A 5,645-nucleotide genomic window follows, 5' to 3' on the forward strand; every position below is an offset into this window, starting at 1 on the left:
CGAGGCGCTGCGGGCCGAGCTCTCGGCGCGCGGGGTCGACCGGGTGGTGCTGTGCGGCATGGGCGGCTCCAGCCTGGCGCCGGAGGTCATCTGCCACCGCGATTGGGCGCCGCTGACCGTGGTCGACTCGACCCACCCGGCCGAGATCGCCCGCGCACTCCTCGACCTGGACCGGACGGCCGTCGTCGTCAGCTCCAAGTCGGGCACGACCGTCGAGACGCGCAGTCAGCTCACGGCGTTCGAGGCCGCGTTCGCGGCAGCCGGTATCGACGCAGCGGAGCGCATTGCGGTGGTGACGGATCCCGGCTCGGAGCTGGACTCCCATGCCCGCGAGCGCGGCTATCGCGTCTTCCTGGCCGACCCGCAGGTCGGCGGCAGGTACTCCGCGCTGACCGAGTTCGGTCTGGTGCCGTCCGTGCTCGCCGGAGCCGACGTGCGATCCCTGCTCGCCGAGGCCGCTGCCGCAGCCGCAGCGCTGAGCGCGGACTCCGAGGAGAACCCGGCGCTCCGACTCGCCGCGGCACTGGCTGCGGCGCTCCCCCGCCGCTACCTCTGCGGCGTCTTCGAGAGCCAGGTGCGCGGGACCCCGCTCGCGGACTGGATCGAGCAGCTGATCGCCGAGAGCACGGGCAAGGACGGAGCGGGGGTCCTCCCGATCGCACTCCCCGCCGACGCGCCCGAACTCCGCGGCGCCCTCCCCGGGCACGAGCTGCTGGTCGAGCTGCGGCCCGACCCGGGGCCGGACGAGGGCCGACCCGACACACTCACCGTCTCAGGGCCGCTGGGCGGGCACTTCCTCCTCTGGGAGGTCGCGACCGCAGCACTCTGTCGACTGATCGGCGTGAACCCCTTCGACCAGCCCGATGTCGAGGCCGCCAAGGCCGCCGCGCGGGCGCTGCTCGACGCCGCCGGCACCGATGGCAGCAGCATCGGCGACGTCGAGGACGGGGTGCATCGCCCGGACCCCGAAGACCTCGTCGCACAGCTGCGCGCTGCGCTCGAGCCGGACGGATATCTCGCGATCCAGGCATATCTCGACCGCCGCACCGATGCACCGCTCGCCGAGCTGCGCGGGGCGCTCGTGAAAGCGCTGGGTGTTCCGGTCGCATTGGGCTTCGGCCCGCGCTACCTGCACTCGACCGGCCAGTTCCACAAGGGCGGGCCGAAACGAGGCGTCTTCCTCCAGATCCTCGATACGACCCCCGCCGTCATCGCCGAGGCGGCGCCGCTCGATGGGGCGTCCGCCGCCGCCGAGTCATCCGGAACCGTGCTCGGAACCGACTTCTCGGCGCTCATCTCGGCTCAGGCCCGTGGCGATCGTCAAGTGCTCGCGGCACTGGGTCGACCCGTCTTCTCCATCATGGAGAACCAGGTCGAGGCGCTGCTCGCGACGCTTCGACGCTGAGGATCGGCTGGGGATCGAGCGTCAGGCGTTCGCGGGCGCCTGACCGCGGCGCTCGCGCAGCTTCTGCAGCGCGGCCTCGAGAAGCTCCTCGGCCTCTTCGGGCGTGCGGCGTTCCTTCACGTAAGCGAGGTGGGTCTTGTAGGGCTCGTTCTTCGCGAGCTCCGGCGGGCTCGCCTGATTCCGGCCTGCCGGCAGGCCGGTGTGCGGCGAGTCGATCTGCTCGGGGATCTCCTCCTCGGCGACATCCGCTGCGAAATAGCGGATGGTCTCATTGCCGAGCGCGTCCCAGTAGGAGATCGCGATGCGCTCGGCACGGACGCCGTGGTCCTTCTCGCCCATCGGACCGGAGCCCACTCGGGCTCCACGGATCGCATTGCTGCTGGACAAACTACACCTCTTCTATCGAAGGAAGAATCGAAACTGCGGCGCCGGCGGGCGGCCGTCAGGCCAGGCCCAGGCGCGACATCAGGCCGAGTCCGACGATGCAGACCGCCCAGACCAGCGACACGATGACGGTCAGCCGGTTCAGGTTGCGCTCCGCGACGCCCGAGGAGCCGAGGCTCGAGGTGACGCCGCCGCCGAACATGTCCGAGAGGCCTCCACCACGCCCCTTGTGCAGCAGGATGAACAGGGTGAGCAGCAGGCTCGTGATCACCAGGAGCACGATCAGTACGATGTTCAGAATGAGCACGTGGAGGACCTTTCGGTGGGCGTCTGGCGCATAGGGCCGACGATCAGCTTATCAAAGACGGCGCGGGATGCTCGGTCACACGACTCCGACATGCTTCCTGAACTGGACGATCCTGCTGAACTCGTCGGCATCGATGCTCGCTCCGCCGACCAGCGCACCGTCGATGTCCGGCTGCTTGAGGAATCCCGCGACGTTCTGGCTGGTCACCGATCCGCCGTAGAGCACACGGGTAGCGGTCGCCTCCGGTTCGCCGCGGAGCTCGCCTATCCGAGCACGCAGCAGCGACGCGACTTCTTGAGCCTGCTCAGGGGCGGCCGGTGAGCCGCTGCCGATAGCCCAGACCGGCTCGTAGGCGATCACGTACTCGGCCTCCGGCGGCAGCCCGCCGAGCGCGGCCTCGAGCTGAGCGTGCGGGATCGCCGCGCTGCCGTGCGCCTCCAGGTCGTCAGCCGTCTCTCCGACGCAGATCACCGGCACCATTCCGGCAGCGACGGCCGCGGCGGCCTTGGCCGCGACGACACCGTCATCCTCGCCGTGCCCGTGACGGCGCTCGGAGTGGCCGACGATCACGTAGCGGACCTCGAGCTTCGCGAGGAAGGCCGCGGCGACGTCTCCCGTACGCGCGCCGACAGGCTGCGGCGAGACGTCCTGCGCGCCGAGCCGGAGTGCGAGCTTGTCGGCGGCGAGCAGCGTCTGCACCGACCGCAGGTCAGTGAAGGGCGGGAACACGGCGACCTCGACCGAGCCGTAGTCGTGCCGCGCGTCCTTCAACGACCAGGCGAGCTTCTGCACGTGCGCGATCGCCTGCAGGTGGTCGAGGTTCATCTTCCAGTTGCCCGCGATCAACGGGACGCGTTCGACCCGATCACGCGGGGACTCTGCGGACTGCTGCGGGTTCCCGCTCATGCGAGGACCTCCAAACCGGGAAGCGACTTCCCCTCGAGATACTCCAGGCTGGCGCCGCCGCCGGTCGAGATGTGGCCGAAGCGATCGTCGGCGAAACCGAGTGCGCGCACCGCTGCGGCGGAGTCTCCGCCGCCGACCACGGTGAAGCCCGCGGTGTCGGTCAGCGCCTGCGCGACCGCTCGTGTGCCGGCGGCGAAGGCGGACATCTCGAACACGCCCATCGGGCCGTTCCAGAACACGGTCGCAGCGTCGTCGATGGCCGCGGCGAACGCGCGCGCGCTCTCGGGCCCGATGTCGAGGCCGATGCCTGCCGCGCCGAACGGGCTCGACTCGATGTCGTCGGCGGGCACGACCGCGAGCGCGGCATCGGCGGCGAAAGCCTCGGCGACGACGATATCGGTCGGCAGGATGATGCGCACGCCGCGGCGCTCGGCCTCGGCGAGGTAGCCCCGCACGGTGTCGAGCTGATCGGCCTCGAGCAGGCTCGCGCCGATGCGATGCCCCTGGGCCGCCAGGAAGGTGAAGACCATGCCGCCGCCGACGAGCAGCGTGTCGACGCGCTCGAGCAGGTGGGCGATCACGCCGAGCTTGTCGCTGACCTTCGAACCGCCGAGCGCGACCGCGTAGGGGCGGGCCGGGTTCACGGTCAGCCGCTGCAGTACCTCGAGCTCGGCGGCCACCAGGCGGCCGGCCGCGCTCGGGAGCAGCTCCGCGAGCTCCGTGACGCTGGCCTGGCGACGATGCACCACGCCGAAGCCGTCGCTGACGAAGGCATCGGCGCCGCGAGCCAGCTCGGCTGCGAAGGCCCGACGCTCCTCGGCATCCTTGCTCGTCTCGCCCGGGTTGAAGCGGAGGTTCTCGAGCAGGAGGACGTCGCCGTCGCCGAGCGCCGCACGCGCGGCCTCGGCCTCGGGCCCGACCGTCTCGGTCACGAAGCCGACCGGTGCATCGAGCAGTTCGACCATCCGAACCGCCACCGGGCGCAGGGAATAGCGCGGATCGGGCGCCCCGGCCGGCCGGCCGAGGTGGCTGATCAGCACGACCCGAGCCCCGGCCTCGCGAAGTTCCCGGATCGTCGCGAGCGAAGCGCGGACACGCCCGTCGTCGGTGATCGTCTCGCCGTCGAGCGGCACATTGAGGTCGCATCGGACGACGACGGTGCGCGATCGCAGGTCGCCGAGCGTGTCGAGAGTGCGCATGGAGCTCCTTCAGAGGATGCGCGCGGAGCGCGCGCGACTCGGCGGGCCGCCCCTCGCAAGGGCGACCCGCCGAACAGGGATCAGATCAGGCCGGGCGTCTGCGCGCGAGCGGCCTCGAAGCGCTTCGCGACATCCTGCCAGTTGGCGATGTTCCAGAACGCCTTGACGTAGTCGGCGCGGACGTTCAGGTAGTCGAGGTAGTAGGCGTGCTCCCAGACATCGAGCATCAGCAGCGGCACGGTGCCTGCGGGGAGGTTGCCCTGCTGGTCGAAGAGCTGCACGATGTTGGGGCGCTGGCCCAGCGCGTCCCAGGCGAGCACAGCCCAGCCGGAACCCTGCACGCCGAGCGCGGTGGCCGTGAACTGCGCCTGGAACTTCTCGAAATCGCCGAAGAACTCGTCGATCGCCGCGCCGAGCTCGCCCTCGGGGCGCTCGCCGCCCTCGGGCGAGAGGTTGTTCCAGAAGACCGTGTGGTTGACGTGCCCGCCCAGGTTGAAGGCGAGATCCTTCTCGAGCTTGTTGACGTTCGCCAGGTTGCCGCTCTCACGGGCCTCGGCGAGCGCCTGCACCGCAGCGTTGGCACCGGTCACGTAGGCCTGGTGGTGCTTGTCGTGGTGCAGCTGCATGATCTTGCCGCTGATGTGCGGCTCGAGGGCAGCGTAGTCGTAGGGCAGTTCGGGCAGAGTGTATTCAGCCATTCTGGCGCTCCTTCTGTATTTCGTTGTGGTTTCGAGTCTATGCCTCGGGCGTCAAAATGCGCTGGGTATGTTCCACCCCGACCGGGCCCGGGAGCCGGCCGGAGCGGCTCCCGTCACAGGCTGTCCAGCTCGTCCGGCAGGCTCGCCTCGGTGTTCGGGATGCGCCGCTCGTCGGCGACCTTATCGGCCATCGCCAGCAGGCGCCGGATCCGCCCCGCGACCGCGTCCTTCGTGAGCACGGGATCAGCGCGCGCACCGAGCTCGTCGAGGCTCGCATCGCGATGGCTCAGCCGCAGCTCCCCCGCGTAGAGCAGGTGCTCGGGGATGTCGTCGCCGAGGATCTCCAGCGCGCGTTCGACCCTGGCGCAGGCGGCGACCGAGGCCTGAGCCGAGCGGCGCAGGTTCGCGTCATCGAAGTTCACGAGCCGGTTGGCGGTGTTCCGGGTCTCGCGCGCCTTGCGCAGCTCCTCCCACTCGGTGCGGGCGGCCGTGGCGCCCATGGTTCCGAGCATCTCGCCGATCGCCTCGCCGTCGCGGATCAGGACCTTGTGCTGGCCGCGGATCTCGCGGCTCTTCGCAGAAATGCCGAGCCGGCCTGCGGCGCCGACGAGCGCCATCGCGGTCTCATTGGTCGGGCAGACCACCTCGAGGCTCGCCGAGCGGCCCGGCGGGGTCACCGAGCCGCGCGCGAGGAACGCGCCCCGCCAGACCCCGGCCAGCTCGCCGGGAGCCCCCGTGGTCAGTCG

Annotated in this window: 7 protein-coding genes; 1 reads left to right on the forward strand and 6 read right to left on the reverse strand. The window is 70.5% G+C overall.

The window, feature by feature from the left end; translation table 11 throughout:
• On the forward strand, positions 1–1,405 hold a 1,405-nt coding region (locus ACFPZL_RS09195), incomplete at its 5' end, for a glucose-6-phosphate isomerase (RefSeq protein ID WP_382335182.1).
• A gap of 21 nt (positions 1,406–1,426) precedes the next feature.
• Here ACFPZL_RS09195 and ACFPZL_RS09200 read toward each other — a convergent pair.
• The 6 genes from ACFPZL_RS09200 to whiA form a co-directional block, all read right to left on the reverse strand.
• On the reverse strand, positions 1,427–1,792 hold the full coding sequence (locus tag ACFPZL_RS09200) for an RNA polymerase-binding protein RbpA (protein WP_218116078.1): 366 nt from the start codon (positions 1,790–1,792) through the stop codon (positions 1,427–1,429).
• A gap of 55 nt (positions 1,793–1,847) precedes the next feature.
• The gene (secG, locus tag ACFPZL_RS09205; protein ID WP_218116079.1) at positions 1,848–2,096 is read right to left on the reverse strand and encodes a preprotein translocase subunit SecG; all 249 of its coding nucleotides are present in this window, start codon (positions 2,094–2,096) and stop codon (positions 1,848–1,850) included.
• A gap of 75 nt (positions 2,097–2,171) precedes the next feature.
• Positions 2,172–3,002 (reverse strand): triose-phosphate isomerase, encoded by an 831-nt coding sequence (gene tpiA / locus ACFPZL_RS09210; protein WP_218116080.1) that lies wholly within the window; start codon positions 3,000–3,002, stop codon positions 2,172–2,174.
• A complete protein-coding gene (locus ACFPZL_RS09215) occupies positions 2,999–4,201 on the reverse strand; it encodes a phosphoglycerate kinase (RefSeq protein ID WP_382335184.1) in 1,203 nt (400 codons plus the stop codon). The genes tpiA and ACFPZL_RS09215 overlap by 4 nt, the downstream gene beginning before the upstream one ends.
• Before the next feature lie 80 nt (positions 4,202–4,281).
• On the reverse strand, positions 4,282–4,899 hold the full coding sequence (locus ACFPZL_RS09220; protein ID WP_218116082.1) for a superoxide dismutase: 618 nt from the start codon (positions 4,897–4,899) through the stop codon (positions 4,282–4,284).
• Positions 4,900–5,012: 113 nt separating this feature from the next.
• Positions 5,013–5,645 (reverse strand): DNA-binding protein WhiA (whiA, locus tag ACFPZL_RS09225; RefSeq protein ID WP_382335186.1); only part of this gene is annotated, 633 nt, incomplete at its 5' end.

The organism is Leucobacter soli, assembly GCF_042659205.1.
In the GTDB taxonomy this organism is placed as follows: domain Bacteria; phylum Actinomycetota; class Actinomycetes; order Actinomycetales; family Microbacteriaceae; genus Leucobacter; species Leucobacter soli.